Source organism: Psychrobacter sp. 1044 (genome assembly GCF_904846525.1).
Lineage (GTDB): Bacteria > Pseudomonadota > Gammaproteobacteria > Pseudomonadales > Moraxellaceae > Psychrobacter.
Genome location: NZ_CAJHAZ010000022.1, coordinates 1 through 18,283, shown reverse-complemented (window position 1 = coordinate 18,283; position 18,283 = coordinate 1). Strand labels below are relative to the sequence as shown.

18 protein-coding genes are annotated in these 18,283 nt (G+C 40.7%); 3 read left to right on the top strand and 15 right to left on the bottom strand.

All coding sequences use genetic code 11. The annotated features are described in order from the left end of the window. Nucleotides 1-62 precede the first annotated feature (62 nt). From JMX82_RS12665 to JMX82_RS12630, 8 genes are all read right to left on the bottom strand, one after another. Nucleotides 63-995 carry an electron transfer flavoprotein subunit alpha/FixB family protein gene (locus tag JMX82_RS12665; RefSeq protein ID WP_201540797.1) on the bottom strand — a complete coding sequence of 311 codons (933 nt, stop codon included), beginning with the start codon at nt 993-995 and terminating at the stop codon, nt 63-65. Between the two features lie 151 nt (nt 996-1,146). After that, complete coding sequence (locus JMX82_RS12660) at nt 1,147-1,896, bottom strand: electron transfer flavoprotein subunit beta/FixA family protein (protein WP_201540796.1); 750 nt, start codon at nt 1,894-1,896, stop codon at nt 1,147-1,149. A gap of 453 nt (nt 1,897-2,349) precedes the next feature. After that, the gene (locus JMX82_RS12655; protein WP_201540795.1) at nt 2,350-2,913 is read right to left on the bottom strand and encodes a DUF421 domain-containing protein; all 564 of its coding nucleotides are present in this window, start codon (nt 2,911-2,913) and stop codon (nt 2,350-2,352) included. Nucleotides 2,914-3,166: 253 nt separating this feature from the next. After that, nucleotides 3,167-3,379: a cold-shock protein gene (locus tag JMX82_RS12650; protein ID WP_010196799.1), complete on the bottom strand. Its 213-nt coding sequence runs from the start codon at nt 3,377-3,379 to the stop codon at nt 3,167-3,169. A 380-nt stretch (nt 3,380-3,759) separates the two neighbouring features. Beyond that, nucleotides 3,760-4,185, bottom strand: coding sequence for a hypothetical protein (locus JMX82_RS12645; RefSeq protein WP_045454429.1), 426 nt, complete (start codon nt 4,183-4,185; stop codon nt 3,760-3,762). A gap of 269 nt (nt 4,186-4,454) precedes the next feature. Next, on the bottom strand, nt 4,455-5,471 hold the full coding sequence (gene ilvC / locus JMX82_RS12640) for a ketol-acid reductoisomerase (RefSeq protein ID WP_201540794.1): 1,017 nt from the start codon (nt 5,469-5,471) through the stop codon (nt 4,455-4,457). A 146-nt stretch (nt 5,472-5,617) separates the two neighbouring features. Further along, nucleotides 5,618-6,115 carry an acetolactate synthase small subunit gene (gene ilvN / locus JMX82_RS12635; RefSeq protein ID WP_045454430.1) on the bottom strand — a complete coding sequence of 166 codons (498 nt, stop codon included), beginning with the start codon at nt 6,113-6,115 and terminating at the stop codon, nt 5,618-5,620. Further along, nucleotides 6,115-7,947: an acetolactate synthase 3 large subunit gene (locus JMX82_RS12630; protein WP_201540793.1), complete on the bottom strand. Its 1,833-nt coding sequence runs from the start codon at nt 7,945-7,947 to the stop codon at nt 6,115-6,117. The genes ilvN and JMX82_RS12630 overlap by 1 nt, the downstream gene beginning before the upstream one ends. Before the next feature lie 862 nt (nt 7,948-8,809). Here JMX82_RS12630 and JMX82_RS12625 point away from each other — a divergent pair. Continuing rightward, nucleotides 8,810-9,307, top strand: a complete 498-nt coding sequence (locus JMX82_RS12625) for a DUF4124 domain-containing protein (RefSeq protein ID WP_201540792.1) — start codon at nt 8,810-8,812, stop codon at nt 9,305-9,307. Nucleotides 9,308-9,315: 8 nt separating this feature from the next. Here the strand turns inward: JMX82_RS12625 and JMX82_RS12620 are convergent, their stop codons facing one another. Then, nucleotides 9,316-11,055: an NAD(P)H-hydrate dehydratase gene (locus JMX82_RS12620; protein WP_201540791.1), complete on the bottom strand. Its 1,740-nt coding sequence runs from the start codon at nt 11,053-11,055 to the stop codon at nt 9,316-9,318. Between the two features lie 191 nt (nt 11,056-11,246). Here JMX82_RS12620 and queG point away from each other — a divergent pair, with 191 nt between their 5' ends. Further along, on the top strand, nt 11,247-12,479 hold the full coding sequence (gene queG / locus JMX82_RS12615) for a tRNA epoxyqueuosine(34) reductase QueG (RefSeq protein ID WP_201540790.1): 1,233 nt from the start codon (nt 11,247-11,249) through the stop codon (nt 12,477-12,479). 96 nt (nt 12,480-12,575) lie between these two features. Here queG and lysM read toward each other — a convergent pair whose 3' ends face one another. The 6 genes from lysM to JMX82_RS12585 all read right to left on the bottom strand — a co-directional run bounded on the left by lysM (nt 12,576) and on the right by JMX82_RS12585 (nt 17,151). Further along, nucleotides 12,576-13,085, bottom strand: coding sequence for a peptidoglycan-binding protein LysM (gene lysM, locus JMX82_RS12610; RefSeq protein ID WP_055125278.1), 510 nt, complete (start codon nt 13,083-13,085; stop codon nt 12,576-12,578). 302 nt (nt 13,086-13,387) lie between these two features. Next, complete coding sequence (acpP, locus tag JMX82_RS12605) at nt 13,388-13,624, bottom strand: acyl carrier protein (RefSeq protein WP_201540789.1); 237 nt, start codon at nt 13,622-13,624, stop codon at nt 13,388-13,390. A gap of 282 nt (nt 13,625-13,906) precedes the next feature. Further along, nucleotides 13,907-14,635, bottom strand: a complete 729-nt coding sequence (gene fabG, locus JMX82_RS12600; RefSeq protein WP_045454442.1) for a 3-oxoacyl-ACP reductase FabG — start codon at nt 14,633-14,635, stop codon at nt 13,907-13,909. Further along, nucleotides 14,632-15,600 (bottom strand): ACP S-malonyltransferase, encoded by a 969-nt coding sequence (gene fabD, locus JMX82_RS12595; protein ID WP_201540788.1) that lies wholly within the window; start codon nt 15,598-15,600, stop codon nt 14,632-14,634. Before fabD ends, fabG begins: the two co-directional genes overlap by 4 nt. Before the next feature lie 437 nt (nt 15,601-16,037). Next, on the bottom strand, nt 16,038-16,220 hold the full coding sequence (rpmF, locus tag JMX82_RS12590; RefSeq protein WP_011512869.1) for a 50S ribosomal protein L32: 183 nt from the start codon (nt 16,218-16,220) through the stop codon (nt 16,038-16,040). Between the two features lie 337 nt (nt 16,221-16,557). After that, the gene (locus tag JMX82_RS12585) at nt 16,558-17,151 is read right to left on the bottom strand and encodes a YceD family protein (protein WP_045446650.1); all 594 of its coding nucleotides are present in this window, start codon (nt 17,149-17,151) and stop codon (nt 16,558-16,560) included. 185 nt (nt 17,152-17,336) lie between these two features. Between JMX82_RS12585 and JMX82_RS12580 the strand changes: the two genes are divergently transcribed. Then, on the top strand, nt 17,337-18,077 hold the full coding sequence (locus JMX82_RS12580; RefSeq protein ID WP_201540787.1) for an elongation factor P hydroxylase: 741 nt from the start codon (nt 17,337-17,339) through the stop codon (nt 18,075-18,077). Nucleotides 18,078-18,283 lie beyond the last annotated feature (206 nt).

Sequence of the window (18,283 nt, the reverse complement as noted above, 5' to 3'; positions counted from 1 at the left end):
ATACGAAAAACCCGCTATAAATAATAGCGGGTTTTTATACTTAACTAATCACTAAATAACGATTAAACCTTGCTAGTAAGCTCAGGCAATGCTGTAAATAAATCCGCTTCTAAGAAGTAATCAGCAATGCTAGCGATAGGTGCTTCCGGGTCATTGTTGATAGCAACAATAACTTTAGAATCTTTCATACCCGCTAAATGCTGAATCGCGCCTGAAATGCCCGCTGCGATATATAAGTCTGGTGCAACGATTTTACCCGTTTGACCGACCTGCATATCGTTTGGCACATACCCTGCGTCAACAGCGGCACGTGATGCGCCAACAGCAGCGCCAAGTTTATCAGCCAATGGCTCGATATATTTGGTGAAGTTTTCGCCATTTGCTAAGGCACGACCACCAGAAACCACAATGCCTGCTGAAGTCAATTCAGGACGGTCAGATTTCGCCATCTCTTCATTAACGAAGCTTGCTTTGCCAGTTTCTTGCACGTTGTCGATTGTCTCAACAGTAGCTGAACCACCTTCGCTTGCTACTGGGTCAAAAGCCGTGGTACGTACTGTCATGACGACTTTATCTTCTGTGGTCTTAACCGTTGCTGTGGCGTTACCAGCATAGATAGGACGCTCAAACGTTTGCGCATCTACGACGGCTGAGATTTCTGATAGCATGCTTACGTCAAGTAAAGCGGCAACGCGTGGCATAAAGTTTTTACCAGTAGTGGTTGCTGGTGCAAGAATATGACTGTAATCACCAGCGATATCAGCAACCAATAGCGCGACGTTACCCGCCAATTGATGCTCATAGGCAGCGTTGTCTGCTAATAATACTTTAGTCACGCCTTCTGCTTTAGCTGCTTGGTCAGCGACAGCTTGAGCACCACTACCTGCAACCAACACATGGATATCATCACCCATTTGCTGAGCAGCAGCGATGGTATTCAAAGTTGCCTTTTTTAGACTGGCATTGTCATGTTCTGCATATACCAAAATTGCCATGGTTTTAATCCTTTTTTGTTCGTATCATCTATTCATGCGGTTGTTTGTGTACAAAGCTGTTTGAGCAACTATTATTTTATATAAAATAAATCAGTTAAATCTATAGCCTTGTACAGGATATGCCGTAGCGAAGTATCCAATCATTGAAACATTAAATGACTTTTGCTTCGTTTCTTAGCTTATCGACCAACTCATCCACTGAACCCACTTTGATGCCAGCTTTGCGTTCAGCAGGTGGCACAACTTTAATGATCTCTTGCTTAGAGGCCATATCAACACCAAAATCAGCAGGTGTTTTTTCGTCAAGTGGCTTTTTCTTCGCTTTCATGATGTTAGGCAACTTAGCATAACGAGGCTCATTCAAACGTAAATCAGTGGTAATAACCGCTGGTAGCTCAAGTGCTAGCGTCTGTAAACCACCGTCGATTTCACGAGTCACGTTTACTTTATCGCCTTCAACCTTCACTTCTGATGCAAACGTACCCTGACCAATACCCATCAATGCCGCTAGCATCTGACCAGTCTGGTTATTATCATCATCAATGGCTTGCTTACCTAATAAGATAATATCAGTGCCTTCACTCTCGGCGATATTTTTGAGGATCTTAGCAATTTGTAATGGATACGGCTTGTCTTCAGTCAACACTAAAACACCACGATCAGCGCCCAATGCTAAAGCTGCACGAATTTGCTCTTGTGATTCTTTTGGACCGATTGAAGCAACAATGATTTCATCAATCACACCCGCTTCTTTTAGACGAACCGCTTCTTCTACTGCAATCTCATCAAAAGGATTGATTGACATCTTAGTGTTTGATAAATCAACGCCAGAGTTGTCAGCTTTTACACGAACTTTTACGTTGTAATCAATGACACGCTTGACCGCTACTAATGCTTTCATACGTTCCTCGTTTATTAATGTTATGAATTAAAAATTGTCAGTTAAGAACCAAAGGTTCATTTTTTTAAACTGTCGTTCAAAATACTACTTAGTGTTATTACTGCGTCAACAGATAGTAGTTAATTAAGCAAGAAGAAACAATACCGAAAATGGTATTAGTGTCACACTACTCATTGATAAAATCTGCTAAAGCTAAGCCAACCATTATTATCAGACCCCTGTATCTTGCGTGACCACAGGCATAAGGTCAAGACAACGCCGTGAATAATGCGTCATAAATTTGTCACCATTCTATAATAAATAGTTTATAAGTGCACAATTTTACGGTCTTCTTTAACCTACATTCTCAATATTTCACCTGTTTTCAGCACTGTCAACACAATAGTTACTCAATGGACTGTTATGATCTATCTCGTTGTCATCAATCGAGAACAACAATCAAAAACTCAAAATCTACGATTTGCTATTTTTACTGGAACCAATCAGCAACTCACTGTCGCGTATATCATCGAATAATGACCAGTCAGGCGTCACTGCATTGTTTTTGATGACACTCATATCCCCTGTAGTTTCCATAATGACAGCAAATACTTCCGTTTTAGACTTGATCCCATTCTTGCGCAAAACCTGTTGAACATCACTGGTACTGAGATTGGCCTCTTTTAAATTTCCACTAAAATACTCGCCATGCGCCATTAATATAATGGCTCGATTGTCTATCAGAGATTTTAACGGTTTGAATTTACGCCTGATAAATGAGATAACCCCTTGAATAACAAATAATACCGCGACAGCAAACAGCCCTTGCATTAATGACGGTGTGTCTGATAGCACCGTTGAAGCGAGTATACTGCCAATACCGACAGTCATCGCAAAATCATGGCTTGAGAGCTTGGAGAAACTTCTCAACCCCATCAATCTTGTAAACAACATTAACCCTAAATAAAAACTGATTGCAGATAGAGAAATACCTAGCACTTGCTGCCAATCGATTGAAAACCATGCCTCCCACTTCATAAAACAACCTTATTTTGTTAGATCTTTTTTGAGTCAGTGCTGATGACTGACAGCTAATATCAGTATGCTTTTGATGATTTTACGTTTATAGCGAGAAAAATGGCATAAAAAAAGCAACCTGATAAGAGGTTGCTTTTTTTTAGAGTTGAAACAGTATTTTTATTGTTTTAACAAACAAAGGCATCAATGCATATTGATAATCTTACTGTCATCAAGCTTACTGACTAATCAGCTTACCAGATGTCAAATGAGATTAGATAGCTTCGATTTGCTCGGCTTGTGGGCCTTTTTTGCCATCACCTAAGATGAAAGACACTTTTTGGCCTTCGGCTAGAGTTTTGAAACCACCACCTTGGATAGCGCTGTAGTGAGCGAATACGTCTTGTCCGCCATTGTCTTGAGCGATAAAACCAAAACCTTTAGCTTCATTAAACCACTTTACAGTGCCTTCAACTTTATCTGACATAAATTTTCCTAACTCTTTAACTGTTGGCGAGACGTGTGTCGTCACCGATTAATTGATATATACCCAAACTATTTTCTGCTAAATGCAACAGTCAATACGATCAAAATATCGTTAGATAGCTTGAAATTACGACCTAAAATCTTTTGAGTACAGCCTGATTATAGCAGCTTTTTATAATCGCAACAGGTTAAATTGATGATTTTTGTAAATAACGATAATCCGTTTTGAAAAGTCACGAAAGCCAATTAAATACTATCTAATACATTGATAAGAAAGATATTTTATATCATTTACTATCTATCATTCTAACGTAAAGGTGTCATTTAAGTTGGTGACAGCATTATCTCAAATAATAAATAGGTGATAAGTCAGCATATGCTTCATTGAGATATCGGTAGCCACGGTGAACTTAATACTAACAAACAAAGCGCAAAAAATATCAGCGAAAATGACTGACTATAGGCGATGTATTTAGCAGGTATCACCAAGTCTTTAGGAGAATCAGGAATACCTTTACGTTTTAGTAAACGCGTCCCGTATATCCATCCAAAGGTAGTATAGATGCCATAAGCAGCAGGTACTGTAATGGCTAGTGGCGTCAAATCAATCACATATAATATGACAACGGAAATAAAGAACCACAAAGTATCCAAGAGTGAGCTGATTTGAAAAAACTTAGACTTCGGCAATTTGCCATCGGTTTTTTTGAGCATCTCCCCTTCTATCCATATTAAAACAGCTACCACAGCGCTAAGAGTAATATATACGAATTGCGGCGTTAGCCAGTCTGGATAAGATATTTGCACAACACACAACCTATAATCTATAAAAAAGTAAGAACGCGCAACTCAATCGTCTTGATAATTAACCAGCAATTGGTTGCACTAAGAATATTCAAAAAATTCAATGAAGGCTAGATATATGAGGCATCGATTGGTCGTTTTCAACCAACACCAAAGCGATTGTGGTTAAAATTTCACTAAAGTAGTGCAAACTAAAAGCCCACACTATTAATTAATAGCATGGGCTCTTAGTTTTATATCAGCGATTAATCTCTTAATAGCCTAATACTGAATTAGTTTTTTTCTTTATCGATGATTTTGTTACCACCGATCCAAGGCATCATGCCACGTAGCTTAGCGCCAGTGATTTCGATTTGATGCTCTGCATTGTTACGACGACGAGCAGTCATTGATGGATAGTTGGTTGCGCCTTCAGAGATAAACATCTTCGCGTACTCACCAGACTGAATGCGTTTTAGGGCATTACGCATGGCTTCACGTGATTGCTCATTGATGACTTCAGGACCAGTTACGTATTCGCCATATTCAGCGTTGTTACTGATTGAATAGTTCATGTCAGCGATACCGCCTTCATACATGAGGTCTACGATAAGCTTAAGCTCATGTAAGCACTCAAAGTAAGCCATTTCTGGGGCATAGCCAGCTTCAGTTAGGGTTTCAAAGCCCATTTTCACCAGCTCTACTGCACCGCCGCAAAGTACCGCTTGCTCACCAAATAGGTCGGTTTCAGTTTCGTCTTTGAACGTTGTTTCGATGATACCTGAACGACCACCACCAACGCCAGCAGCATATGACAATGCCAATTGTTTGGCTTGACCTGAGGCATCTTGATAGATAGCGATAAGATCAGGGATACCGCCGCCTTTTGCAAACTCTGAACGTACCGTATGACCTGGTGCTTTTGGTGCAACCATAATGACATCAAGATCACTACGTGGTACGACTTGGTTATAATGAATCGCAAAACCATGAGCAAAGGCTAGGGTCGCGCCCTCTTTGATGTTAGGCTCAATCACGTCGTTATAAAGCTCTTTTTGGAACTCATCAGGCGTCAAAATCATGATGACATCAGCGGCTTTTACCGCTTCTTCTACTTCAGCTACTTTCAGACCTGCGTTTTCCGCTTTTTTCCATGAGCCAGAGTTAGCACGTAGACCAACGGTCACATCAACGTCTGAATCTTGTAGGTTAAGCGCATGTGCATGGCCTTGTGAACCATAACCAATGATGGCAACTTTTTTACCTTGGATGATTGATAGATCACAATCTTTATCATAATAAACGTTCATAAACAGAGTCCTTTTCCTAAATCATGGCTTGCCATGGATAAATAAACACTTAAATTATAATCACCTTATCGAAGTGATGGGTGAGATAAGCGCTATGTTAATGTTTGAATAAATAATTTGACCTAAATAGGTACAGTAACCGCCCATTATAAACTGAGCGTTTTTTCGCCGCGTGCAATACCAATCACACCCGAACGCACCACTTCCATAATACGTTCACGACCAATCACATCAATAAAGCCGTCAAGTTTGGCTTTGTCACCGACGATTTGAATGGTATATAGATTGGCGTTCACATCAACGATTTGTGCACGGAAAATATCGGCACTGCGTTTAATCTCTTCACGTACGCCGCCCGTTGCCCGTACTTTTATGAGCATCAACTCACGTTCGACGTGTACGGTATCTGATAGATTAAGCACTTTAACCACTTCAATCAATTTATGCAATTGCTTGGTGATTTGTTCTATTTTTTCAGGTGACGTAATAGTGGTCAATGTTAAGCGAGAAATACTCGAGTCGTCTGTTGGCGCAACGTTCAAAGTTTCAATGTTGTAGCCACGTTGAGAGAACAAACCGACCACTCGCGACAACGAACCCGCTTCGTTTTCCATCAATACCGAAATCAGATGTTGTTGTTGCATTAGGTACGCTCCCCTTTTGTTAACCACATATCACGCATTGCTTGCCCAGCGATTTGCATCGGATATACATGCTCGTTACGATCGACATAAACGTCAATAAATACCAATCTATCTGTTATTGCCATGGCTTCCGCCAACTGGGCTTCCATGGTCGCAGGATCAGTAATCTTGATGCCGACGTGACCATAGCTTTCAGCGAGTTTGACAAAGTCTGGTAGTGAATTCATATAAGAATGGGCATGACGACCTTCATACAGCATATCTTGCCACTGCTTCACCATGCCTAATTGGGCGTTATTTAGATTTAAGATTTTAACTGGCAAATTATATTGTAAGCAGGTTGAGAGCTCTTGAATATTCATCTGAATAGAGCCTTCACCCGTGATACAAACCACATCACGCTCAGGGTTAGCAAGTTTGGCTGCCATCGCATACGGCAAGCCAACACCCATCGTCCCTAAACCACCTGAGTTTAGCCATTGGCGCGGCTCATTATAGGTATAATAAAGCGCTGCAAACATCTGATGCTGACCGACATCACTCGTGATAATAGCGTTACTATTCGTCACTTTATCTAAGGCTTGTACGACCGCTTGAGGCTTAATGCCGTTATCAGTGCTGGTGTCATAACGCAGGCCATGACGCTTACGCCACTCATTAATCTGTGACCACCAATCCAACAATGCTGGTTGGTCTAGCTCTTTATCATCACCAACAATTTCTATGATATCGGTCAGGACAGATTTGACATCGCCCACGATCGGAATATGCGCATTAATCGTTTTTGAAATAGAGGTAGGATCAATATCAATATGAATAATCGTCGCATTCGGACAGAATTTTTTGACATTATTAGTGACACGGTCATCAAAACGTGCACCAACTGCCAAGATGACGTCGGCATGATGCATGGTCATATTGGCTTCGTACGTGCCATGCATACCGAGCATACCCAAGAACTGACTATCAGAACCAGGGAACGCACCCAAGCCCATTAAGGTATTGGTTACTGGTAAATTTAAACGGTGCGCAAGATTAGTAAGCTCTTTATGAGCATTGCCTAAAACAACACCGCCACCAGAGTAAATAATCGGACGCTTTGCAGCAAGCAGTGTTTCAACCGCTTTTTTAATCTGACCACTATGGCCTTTTAATGACGGCTGATACGAACGTATAAACACTTCTTCTGGATAAGCGTAAGCAAACTTTTCACTTGGCGCGGTCATATCTTTTGGTACATCAATCACTACAGGACCTGGGCGTCCAGACTGAGCAATATAAAAGGCTTTTTTGACAATCATTGGAATTTCGCTAGCGTGGCGCACTTGAAAGCTATGCTTCACGATAGGACGTGATACACCGACCATATCTGTTTCTTGGAAGGCATCTTCCCCAATTAGGCTGCTAGGTACCTGACCTGCGATGACCACCATCGGCACAGAATCCATAAACGCTGTTGCGATAGCCGTTACGGTATTAGTAGCACCCGGACCTGACGTCGCTAATACTACACCTGTCTGCCCTGTGACTCGCGAATAAGCATCTGCCATGTGACCGGCTGCTTGCTCATGACGTACTAAAATATGCTCGATATTCTCTTGTTGAAACAAAGCATCATAGATATGAAGAACCGCACCACCTGGATAGCCAAAAATATATTTGACGCCCTCATCAGTCAGTGATTGCACCAACATCTCAGCACCAGATAGCATTATAGGTTGCTCACTACCCTCAGCGAGGCGTTGTTGCTTTTCTTCAAAATTTTTGGCGGCATTCCCCGTTTGGGTATGTCCCGTCATATTCGGACTTTGCGTGGTTTGCGTCACTGTCATCACCTTTTTTTTGTCAAGAATTGGCGTTCATTTATAAGAGAGAACCACGCTATTTACACAAGATGGTTCATCTTATAGAAATGGCTGCAAATCCTTATCCATATCAAGAATGTGTGCCCACTATCTCTAAGTAACGCTGTTTTATAAGACAGCAGGCTACTCAAACACAGCAATATATGTAGGGTCAGTTTTATGGCAGGAGTCTATCGATGTACAGTGACAAGATGCGCGTGCATCTATAAAAGAAGCTTATTATTGATAAATAGCAGATAGCATTTACAACAGATTGATTTATACAGAGGCAGTGATATTCACAATTTAAATCACTTTCACAGCCAATACTAATTTGTAAAATGGTTAGATTTTACGACAGGCTTATTAAAAAGATTGAATTGCTGAATATTTTTCCATGTTTAATACAACCGCTAGAGTCACGCTTAGCGCATTTCAAATAATAAGTTTATCTTAGTCATTGTAGACAGATAAGTCCGGAGACAATACATAAAGTCATCGATAACAATCGTTATAATTACTATCTTTGCAATATCATTGTCACAAAGAAACGAAAACTGCGTAAGCCACTGATAAGTAACCTATCGTCCTCATTTTCAAGTGCCACGGCAATATCATAAAAGCCGCTCACTGACCAATCAACTGCTATTATATTCGATGGTTTGTGAGCTATTGTCAAGAAAAACTTCTAAAGCCCATCCCTAACTATTAGTTATTAAATAATATAAATTCATAAGGATTATTTGTTAGAATCGAAAGCTGGTACATTTTTAGTACCATTCCAACACTTAAATGTTATATTGACACATATATACACATCTGTTTTTTACCCCTTGAGAGGATTGCTACTATGGTATATGCGTTTAAAATCAATACTGCTACCAAACTGCTTATGAGTACTGCGTATGTGCTAATGCTGTCGATGAATGCCAGTCATGCTATTCAAGTTTATAAATCTGTTGGTGCACATGGTGAAGTCAAATACAGCCAACATGCGCCGCAAAATGGTAAAAACATTGAGCTGATTGAATTTCGTAGTGATGGCAGACAAAGCAATGCAGGGCAATTGGCTGGCAAAACAGATGCCAATCAAAGTACTAGTACTCAAAGCGTAGAAGAGCAAAGAGTTGCAGCGCTTGAAGCACGGATTAAAGAACAAGAAGCACAAGCCAATGCACAGCGTTGCCAGTCACTCCGCAATAATTTAACCAACTTGAATGTCGGCGGACGTATTTATGAGATGGATGCAAATGGCAAGCGTCAATATTTAGACGGTCGTGAAATTGAGCTCAAACGTGAACGTGTACAGCAGGCAATTGATCAGTATTGTGGCAACTCAACTACTTAGGCTTAATGCTAATTATAGACGTTAATCAATAGCTGCATCACATGACGAATGGCTGCTGGCATATCCTGAGCTTGTAGCCCTCGCTGTCCAACTAATAACGTATTATTACTTTGATTGACCAGCGTATCCCCTGCTAATCCATGTATAACAACCGCTTGATGCAAGCTTTGCATTTTTGATGATAAATCTTGTTGTGCTAGCAGACCAGCAATGACACCGGATAACACATCACCCATGCCAGCCGTCGCCATACCCGCATTACCGGCAGCACAAACATAAACGTGGTGCTCATCTAAGCCCTGCTCTAATATCAAAGAACCTGCGCCTTTTAGCACCCATTCACCACCATAAGTTGTAGCGCACTGTTTTATCGCTTGTAGTCTATCGCTTTCCACCTCACTGATTCTCTTATTCAGTAATCTAGCAGTTTCGCCACTGTGCGGTGTCAAACAAACTTGATGATTAACGCTATATTCTCGCAGCTGACTGACCAATTCATGATGCTCTAATTGCAATGATGCCAAATGATAAAGTCCATCAGCATCTATCACTATTGCCTTTTTAACTGTCATCGCAGTTTGTAGATACTTTATAAATAACACTTTTGCTTTTTCATCACGACCAAGCCCCATACCAATCGCAATCACAGTGGCTGACTTGATTAACTCCTGCACTCCATCCACATCATGCAAATTAATCGTCATTGCATCTGGTAACGAAGTTAATAGGGCGCTATGAAAAGCCTCATGGCAAGCAACTGTAATTTTACCCGCTCCTGCCGCCATCGAGCTCGAAGCAGACAGTATCGCAGCGCCGCCCATACCTTGTGAGCCATCGATACGATTACCGCCAATAACAAGTATATGACCATAGCTACCTTTGTAGCTATTTTGACGGCGAGGACTTAGACCATATGCAGTAGTAATCAGTGTTGCTACTGGCATGAACCTTTTATCATTTATTGGATAAGGTATCAGCGGTATATCAATTACCTTTCCGCTACAATCCATACCATCTTTGGTATGCAAACCGAATTTCCGTGCAATTAAACATAGCGTTATATCAGCTTGTATAGCCACATGTTCAAATACCTCACCAGTCGAAGCCACCAAACCACTTGGAATATCAACAGCAATTACTAAGGTATTATTTCGTTCAGATAACTCATTAAAAGTGCTAATGGCCGTTTTATAAATACCTGTAGGTGCACGATCCAGTCCAATACCAAACAGCGCATCAATATAAACATCGGCTTGCAGATTACCATCTATTCCTTCTTCTAGATCACAAGCACTATTTTCAAAGCGTTGATAAGGGCAATTAGCCAATATTGCCTCTTTTAGGGCTTTTTGTGCGTCGGGAAATGCTGTTGTGTTACTGGTATCAAAATCATCACTCTCAAAACCCACTGTTACCACTTGTACCTGCCAACCCATTTGCTGTAAATAATGGGCAATGAGCCAACCGTCGCCACCATTATTACCCTTTCCAACCCAAATGCTCACTCGATGCTGACGCATATGACAACGAGGCTCATAAGTAGTGGCTGATGAATATATGTTTAATTGTTTTTGTTCATATAATTGCTCTATGTGTTGCGCCATTTGCCAGGCTGCTTGTTTCATCAACCCAAAACTATCATGCCCTTCGACAAACCATGCTTGCTCCATCGCATAGAGTTGTTCACTGCTATATAACGGGATAGGTTTTGTACTTTTTATAGGTGATAAATTGGTCTGATTTTTCATAGCTAATCCTTGAGTATTTTTTGCTGATTTTTATTTTATTGAGATATGATTACTATCATTTAGCACCAGCTTAGCAAACGCTTACATCAACGTATGTATCAATATGAATGTGAAATTATTTGCTTTTATACTTGCGCTCTTAGCTCACTGGCTTATTATATCGGTATTCACTCTATTACCTACTGTCACACATGAATAATCTTCCCAAAGTAAACTTGCCTATCTCTTCAACCCAGCAGAAATCAACTAAGCAAACCTATTCTGAACCTAAGCCTGCGTCCGAAAAAAAAATTAATGTGAATAATAGCCCAATATTTACCACCACAGCAGATGTCAAACAATGGATTAAAGACCAAGCACAGGCTTTAGGGTTTGCCGACTGCGGTTTTTTATCGGTGCATCATCCTTTATTTGCTAAGCAGATTGTACAATTGCAACAATGGCTCGAAAAAGGTTATGAGGGGCAACTGCAGTTTATGCATAACAACCATGAACTGCGGGCAAATCCTGACCAACTGGTAGAAGGGGCAAAAACCATCATCAGTGTCCGTATGGACTATCTGACTCAAGCACCAACCCCACGTACGGTCACTGACAATGACTACCCCAATCAGGGTATCATCGCTCGTTATGCCAGAGGACGCGACTATCATAAAACGATGCGCAGTCGTTTGAAACAATTGGCACTAAAGATAGAAGCCATGCTTCCTGAGTGGCAACACCTCAATATAGGTTCAGAACAAGATTTTATTTTTAGGCCTTTTAGCGACTCTGCTCCTATTTTCGAGCGACCCATTGCCGATGCTGCTGGTCTTGGCTGGACAGGAAAGCATACGTTATTAATCAACAAGCAAGCGGGTTCATTTTTTGTATTGGGTGAGCTATTTATTAGCCTCGAATTACCTGATGACAAACCTGTCAAAGAGCATTGCGGCAGTTGTAGCGCTTGTATCGACATCTGTCCCACTCAAGCGATTGTCGCGCCCTATGAGCTCAATGCTGCAGCTTGTATCTCCTACCTCACTATCGAGCACGACGGTATTATTGATATAAAATACCGCCGCGCGATTGGTAATCGCATCTTCGGTTGTGACGACTGTCAACTTATCTGCCCTTGGAATCGCTACGCCAATCTGACACCTGTAGAGGACTTCGCACCACGGCATAACCTTGATAGCAGCAGTCTGCTTGAGCTGTGGCAATGGCAAGAAGCTGAATTTATGAAAAAAACTGAAGGTAGCCCGCTCAGACGCACAGGCTATGTGAACTTTTTGCGTAATATCGCGATTGGTCTTGGAAATGCTAATAGTAATGAAGAAACCATTACTCAGTTACAATCAAAGTTGGGCGTACATAACGAAATGCTCGATGTACATATCAATTGGGCCATAGCAGAACAGTACGAGAAGTTAAAAAATCTCTAAATCTTAAGTTTATATTTCTATATGCCAAAAAAATGCCTCTTAATAAAATAAGAGGCATTTTTTACTCACACATATTTTTGACAGTTCAAAAGCCTATTATGGCTTAGGAATACGCAGTACTTGACCAGGATAAATCTTATCAGGGCTAGATAGCATCGGCTTATTGGCTTCGAAGATTTTCATATAATCATCCGCTGAACCATAAACCTCTTTTGCGATCTTAGACAAGCTATCACCAGATTTCACTGTATACATCGTTGACTCAGGCGCATCTTCTTCGATATCAATATTATCGATTACCTTAGCCACGTTTTGTACATTACCAATGGCGATAATCGCTTTTTCGCGGTCTGCTTGCGTTTTAGCTTTACCGCTGATTTCTGCAGTATCTGTTGAGCCGTTATACTTGATTTTCAAATCACTAATATTCAGATTCTGCTGCTGAATACGACGAAGTAAAATATTGGCAACTGATTGCGCAGAAGGCTCGCTGCTCTGTACTGGCGTATTGGCGTCTGCTTTTGTTTCTGACTTGGCATCGTGTTTGGCGTCATCACGATTGAAAATTTTATCACCGATATCTTTTGCAAAACTGAACATACCCATTTACATACTCCTTTAAATATTGTTATTTATTATTCATCATTATTTTTTTAATGGCATATACTTTCATATATAACCACACTTTATATATAACTACACTTTGTTACTGCTTACCATTATGAGTATAGACAAAGATAGGTGAGGTAGATAGTAATAGTATGTTGAATAATGTTGATTTGGCGTAGTTTATGTTAACGTATTGATTAGTCACATAACTACATATCGCCATGGCAAATTAATAACATAAAAAAACCGCCTATCTCTACAGATAGGCGGCTAAAATAACTCGCTAAGCCACTAGCTAATTATAGCTGCGCTTGTACATAATCAATCGCTTTTTGAACAGTCGTTAATTCTGCTGAATCTTCATCAGGAATGGTAATGCCAAAGTCACTTTCAAATGACATAACCAATTCGACTAGGTCTAACGAATCTGCACCTAAGTCTTCCATAAATGATGCATCATTGTTGATATCGTCAACATTCATACCCAATTGCTCAGCTACTGCAGCTTTAACTCTTAGCTCGGTATCATTACTCATGTAGATTTCTCCTTTTTGATCTATTATTTTGACAAATTACCATAGTCCTATCATTAGGCTCTACAGCATTCTATATAAAATCATATCTTCAGATTAGCACAGCTATCTGAGTACTTTGTAACTTGTTTTATAGCTGGTTATACGTTTTGACTGATGTCTAGTAAAGCCCTGCTATAATACAGGGCTTTGACATAAAAGTATCCGTCATTATAACACCCTTTATTATAGTTTACACTCGTGCACAGAGTTTTTTATTATAACTGTGTAACACTTGTTTATCACCTACATATACATACCGCCATTGACAGGAATAACAGCGCCTGTGATGTAACTGGCCTCATCGCTGGCTAAGAAATGTACGGCTGCAGCAATGTCTTCTGGCTGTCCAAGGCGACTGATAGGTACAGCGTCTAGCATAGAGTTCAATAGGCGCTCATCAAGCTCGTCCGTCATATCCGTTTCGATCAAACCAGGGGCTACGCAATTAATCGTCACTTGTCGTGAGCCAATTTCACGCGCGAGCGTACGGCTGAACCCTTCGACGCCTGCTTTGGTCGCCGCATAGTTAGACTGACCTGCATTACCCATTTGCGCAACGACAGAGGTTATATTGATAATGCGACCACGGCGTGCTTTCATCATACCGCGCACAGCACGTTTACTCATACGGTATACCGACGTCAAATTGGTATCGATAACATTTTCCCAGTCGTCATCTTTCATACGCATCAGCAGACCATCTTGGGTGATACCTGCATTATTGACCAAGACTTGTACTGCGCCGTAGACGCTCTCAATCTCTTCAAACAGCTTATCAATTTGTGCGGTATCGCGTACGTCTAAAACACGTCCAATACCGCCACTATCGTGGAGATAACCATCAATCAGTTCAGCACCTTTTTCCGTAGTGGCTGTACCAATAACAAAGTGTCCTTCTTTGGCGAAACGTTTGGCAACGGCTTTACCAATACCACGGCTAGCACCTGTCACTAGAGTAATCGTACGACTCATGATAACACCTCCATTAATTTATCAAGACGAGCGGGCTTGTCAGTAGGATAGCTCGTAATTGGCTGTGCTTGACGCTTCGCCAAGTTGCTCAATACATTACCACTGCCGCATTCGATTAAAATATTAATTTGTTTGTCAGCCAGCTCTTGCATGGTTTTTGACCATAATACCGGTTGGCTTAATTGCTCTGTTAATGCCTGCTTGATACCGACCGCACTGCTCTCAACACGCGCATGTCGATTTTGGATAACAGGAATCGTCGCTTGATCAAATTTTATTTCTGCCAGAATCTCAGCCAATGCATTACTGGCTGGCTCCATAAGCGCGCAATGTGATGGTACGCTTACCTTTAGCGGGATAGATTTTTTGCCGGTGTTTTGCACTTTATCAATAACAGCATTCACACCAGCAGCATTACCCGATATCACCACTTGTCCTGGACTATTAAAGTTGGCTGCACCAACAATCGCGCCATCAACATGTTCAGTCGCTTGCTCACACAAGTTTTCTACTCGATTGTCCTCAAGCCCTAACACTGCTGCCATGGCAGTATCGACACCTACAACGGCTTCTTGCATCAACTGACCGCGCTTATGTACCAATTTAACCGCATCAGCAAGCGATATGACTTCAGCCGCACAAAGCGCACTGTACTCACCTAGAGAATGACCCGCTAAATAACAAGGCGCTGTGGTTATTTTTTGTTTTAAGATACGCCAAATGGCGATGCTGGCCGTCAGTAATGCTGGCTGAGTATATTGTGTTTGATTGAGTTTTTCTTCATTTTGACAGATTGCCCATAAGTCTTCACCAAGCGCGGCGCTAGCTTCAGTAAAGGTATCGAGAATCTCTGGATAGATTTCAGCAAGCTCATTAGTCATCCCGACTACTTGCGATCCTTGACCAGGAAAAATTACCGCAATACGTGTCGGCGGCTTTTTTACCATATCGGGTACAGAGGCCATAACCAATATTCCTTATTTAATTGGAAATATCCCTAAAAACAATTGGGGTTTATTATATTATTAGAGGCGATATAAAGCCGTTACTTTAGTATTTGTCTAAAAAAACGGATTATCGATAAACTATACACTGACGCACACTATTATCATAGTGGATGCTACTGAAACACGTATAGTAAAAGATACCATTCAAATTAAAATGGTAGAGTATATCGGTTCATTTTCATATTTTCTAAAGGCACATGGTAAAAGGTTGTTCAAATACCTACCATAAAAGCCAATAGCAAAAAGCCAAGTTATCTAGCCACATAATATATGATAGCGAAATAACTTGGCTTTCTTCAGCTCAAAGCATATTACCTAATAATAGCGTTGCAAAAATAATGACAGTCACCAGTACTATCATTATTTTTACAATCAGCTATTGAATAGCCAATAATTTAAGCGTCTTGACTAACTTTAAACAACTGGCGACCACGGTAAAAACCATCTTTAGTCATGTGATGACGACGATGTTTTTCACCAGTGGTAGCATCTACGCTTATCTCAGCGATTTCCATACGATGATGTGAACGGCGCATGTCACGACGAGAACGACTTTTACGACTTTTTTGAACGGCCATGATATAGCTCCTATACTTAAAAGGGGATAAGCTTGAAATTCAGCTTTAATCGACACTGACAGAGGCTATATAACCACAACAACCTAAGTCTTACGCATCATTAGTTAAATAGATTGCCACGTAGTAAAGTGTTGATTACGTCTAAAATCTATAGTTAGTCTGCAAGATCAGCATCTATCTGCCAGTAGCAGATTGCTAGAATGCAATAAACGGGACATTATACGCATGTTTAGCGGATTAATAAAGCCCTGCTTCTCACTCTTTGGTAGAAAGCTGATGAAAGGTATCATAAATTTATTAAGCAGTACATTGATATATGACTTGTCTCTTAATAAGATTACAACTTGCCTTTTAGCGAGGCTAAAGCAGCAAAAGGATTTTCGCTTTCTTCCTCTTCTGGAATCTCACCAAATTGCTCTACCGTCATTTCACAGTCGTCATGTTTTGGCGACATTGGCGTCTTCAGCAATATCTCATCTTCTACCAATTTTTTGAATGGCAATAAAAGCTCTGGTGCAGGCTCAGTAATAATTTCATCAAGTAATAAATAGTCTTGTTCATCATTGATTGAACGTGCTTGGCTCTCATCTTCTAGTAGCGCAATATTATAATCATCAGACAAATCGATAGCCACTGGCTGTAGACAACGTTGACAGGTTAACCAAACTTCACCCGTCAGTGTGAATGCCAAATGTAAGACATTATTGCGGCGATACAGATTGGCATTAAGCGAGATGTTTGCTTGTTCATGCTCGGTGGCTAAGGTAGCAGCAAGACGTTTGAAAGCGCTTGGCTCTACCTCTCCTGTCCATTCATAACCAGTATCTGCCCATTTATCCAAAGAAATAGATTCAGGCATACTAGTAGATAAAGGCGCTTTTTTATTATCAGCATAACCTGCTGACGGTTTACTTTCTGGAGTGCTTGACATGCGCGACCTCATTCATCAAAACGGTGTATAATATTGCCTGCCATACTAACGGAAAGCATTGAGCGACGCTAGCGCTAGTATGTTAAATTTATTTGATATGAACTCTATTCTCATCTCTTTATTTCTCCTATTTATATTCAAAGATAGTTCTTCTTTTTATCTTTTATTTGACCAGTGTTTTACCTATGAATGTGTTTAATGATAAACCTGACTTCTCGAACCTACTTTCTGCACTTGAAGCAAAAATACTATTGCAACGTCTCACTACGTTAACCAATAATGTGAATACCTCTTCCACTGACTCGTGGAACCTTAAAAACAATCAGTGCTTAGAGGATGTAAAAAGTGAATGGCAAAGGTTAGAAAGGTTAGCTACTATCAAAGGCTTAGATAGCACTCCATCATTGGTTAATAAATACGAGCAAGCATCTACTGATTGGCTCATCCAATTATTCAATAATTTATTCGCTCATCAAAACGTTACATTGGTTCGTGGACAAGGAGAACCAGAGTACTTTCCGGCACAAAATAACGACCCCGCAAAAATTGAATTCGCTCATGGATTTTTTGCTAGTGCGTTGCATGAATTAAGCCATTGGTGTGTGGCTGGAGAGGCTCGTAGACGTTTGCCTGACTTTGGCTACTGGTACGCACCAGATGGGCGTACTGCCGCTCAGCAGCAAGCATTTGAACGTGTAGAGATTAAGCCTCAAGCATTAGAGTGTTTATTTACTCTCGCTTGCGAACGGTCATTTGAGGTGTCACAAGATAATTTGTTTGCTGACTTTGATACAAGCAATAGTACATTCGCAAATGACGTCTACCGACAAGTGCAACAATACATCGCTAAGCCCAATATATTACCATCTGATGCTAAGACTTTATTACACGCCTTACTCAGTGTCTGTATAGCTGATTCAAAATAACAGCAACCTATCAGTTTAAAGGTGGGGCATTTTTGCTTTAACGATTGTCTACGCATAGTAACGCCTTGCTACCAAACTTATATTGCCTTTGCGCTATACTAGGAAAGCAGTGATACTTTTTTAGCAAATTTAGGGCGTGTCCCTAATCTGTAAAAGTAAGTATAAAGGCTTTAAAATAAAGAGACTATTTCAAACAGGGCTCTCTA

What these genes read in the sequence shown, in the direction of transcription:
- JMX82_RS12665 (WP_201540797.1), bottom strand. Translation starts at nt 995, where the DNA reads ATGGCAATTTTGGTATATGCAGAACATGACAATGCCAGTCTAAAAAAG.
- JMX82_RS12660 (WP_201540796.1), bottom strand. Translation starts at nt 1,896, where the DNA reads ATGAAAGCATTAGTAGCGGTCAAGCGTGTCATTGATTACAACGTAAAA.
- JMX82_RS12655 (WP_201540795.1), bottom strand. Translation starts at nt 2,913, where the DNA reads ATGAAGTGGGAGGCATGGTTTTCAATCGATTGGCAGCAAGTGCTAGGT.
- JMX82_RS12650 (WP_010196799.1), bottom strand. Translation starts at nt 3,379, where the DNA reads ATGTCAGATAAAGTTGAAGGCACTGTAAAGTGGTTTAATGAAGCTAAA.
- ilvC (WP_201540794.1), bottom strand. Translation starts at nt 5,471, where the DNA reads ATGAACGTTTATTATGATAAAGATTGTGATCTATCAATCATCCAAGGT.
- ilvN (WP_045454430.1), bottom strand. Translation starts at nt 6,115, where the DNA reads ATGCAACAACAACATCTGATTTCGGTATTGATGGAAAACGAAGCGGGT.
- JMX82_RS12630 (WP_201540793.1), bottom strand. Translation starts at nt 7,947, where the DNA reads ATGACAGTGACGCAAACCACGCAAAGTCCGAATATGACGGGACATACC.
- JMX82_RS12625 (WP_201540792.1), top strand. Translation starts at nt 8,810, where the DNA reads ATGGTATATGCGTTTAAAATCAATACTGCTACCAAACTGCTTATGAGT.
- JMX82_RS12620 (WP_201540791.1), bottom strand. Translation starts at nt 11,055, where the DNA reads ATGAAAAATCAGACCAATTTATCACCTATAAAAAGTACAAAACCTATC.
- queG (WP_201540790.1), top strand. Translation starts at nt 11,247, where the DNA reads ATGAATAATCTTCCCAAAGTAAACTTGCCTATCTCTTCAACCCAGCAG.
- lysM (WP_055125278.1), bottom strand. Translation starts at nt 13,085, where the DNA reads ATGGGTATGTTCAGTTTTGCAAAAGATATCGGTGATAAAATTTTCAAT.
- acpP (WP_201540789.1), bottom strand. Translation starts at nt 13,624, where the DNA reads ATGAGTAATGATACCGAGCTAAGAGTTAAAGCTGCAGTAGCTGAGCAA.
- fabG (WP_045454442.1), bottom strand. Translation starts at nt 14,635, where the DNA reads ATGAGTCGTACGATTACTCTAGTGACAGGTGCTAGCCGTGGTATTGGT.
- fabD (WP_201540788.1), bottom strand. Translation starts at nt 15,600, where the DNA reads ATGGCCTCTGTACCCGATATGGTAAAAAAGCCGCCGACACGTATTGCG.
- rpmF (WP_011512869.1), bottom strand. Translation starts at nt 16,220, where the DNA reads ATGGCCGTTCAAAAAAGTCGTAAAAGTCGTTCTCGTCGTGACATGCGC.
- JMX82_RS12585 (WP_045446650.1), bottom strand. Translation starts at nt 17,151, where the DNA reads ATGTCAAGCACTCCAGAAAGTAAACCGTCAGCAGGTTATGCTGATAAT.
- JMX82_RS12580 (WP_201540787.1), top strand. Translation starts at nt 17,337, where the DNA reads ATGAATGTGTTTAATGATAAACCTGACTTCTCGAACCTACTTTCTGCA.